General features: G+C 53.4%; 1 rRNA gene. It reads left to right on the top strand.

What is annotated here, in order from left to right:
• Nucleotides 1-1034: ribosomal RNA gene (locus tag AC6BYQ_RS28400) — 23S ribosomal RNA — on the top strand; the annotation flags it as partial.

The following is a 1034-nucleotide window of genomic DNA, read 5'->3' as shown; positions in this document are numbered from 1 at the left end:
AAATCGTACCCCAAACCGACACAGGTGGTCAGGTAGAGAATACCAAGGCGCTTGAGAGAACTCGGGTGAAGGAACTAGGCAAAATGGTGCCGTAACTTCGGGAGAAGGCACGCTGGCATGTAGGTGAAGTCCCTTGCGGATGGAGCTGAAGCCAGTCGAAGATACCAGCTGGCTGCAACTGTTTAATAAAAACACAGCACTGTGCAAACACGAAAGTGGACGTATACGGTGTGACGCCTGCCCGGTGCTGGAAGGTTAATTGATGGGGTCAGCCGCAAGGCGAAGCTCTTGATCGAAGCCCCAGTAAACGGCGGCCGTAACTATAACGGTCCTAAGGTAGCGAAATTCCTTGTCGGGTAAGTTCCGACCTGCACGAATGGCGTAATGATGGCCAGGCTGTCTCCACCCGAGACTCAGTGAAATTGAACTCGCTGTGAAGATGCAGTGTACCCGCGGCAAGACGGAAAGACCCCGTGAACCTTTACTATAGCTTGACACTGAACATTGAGCCTTGATGTGTAGGATAGGTGGGAGGCTTTGAAGCGTGGACGCCAGTCTGCGTGGAGCCATCCTTGAAATACCACCCTTTAATGTTTGATGTTCTAACTCTGCCCCGTGATCCGGGGTGAGGACAGTGTCTGGTGGGTAGTTTGACTGGGGCGGTCTCCTCCCAAAGAGTAACGGAGGAGCACGAAGGTTAGCTAATCACGGTCGGACATCGTGAGGTTAGTGCAAAGGCATAAGCTAGCTTGACTGCGAGAGTGACGGCTCGAGCAGGTACGAAAGTAGGTCTTAGTGATCCGGTGGTTCTGAATGGAAGGGCCATCGCTCAACGGATAAAAGGTACTCCGGGGATAACAGGCTGATACCGCCCAAGAGTTCATATCGACGGCGGTGTTTGGCACCTCGATGTCGGCTCATCACATCCTGGGGCTGAAGTAGGTCCCAAGGGTATGGCTGTTCGCCATTTAAAGTGGTACGCGAGCTGGGTTTAGAACGTCGTGAGACAGTTCGGTCCCTATCTGCCGTGGGCG

The organism is Serratia sp. LTN-2, from assembly GCF_059740205.1.
Note: the sequence above shows the minus strand (reverse complement) of the source record. Positions and strands in the feature narration are given on the sequence as shown.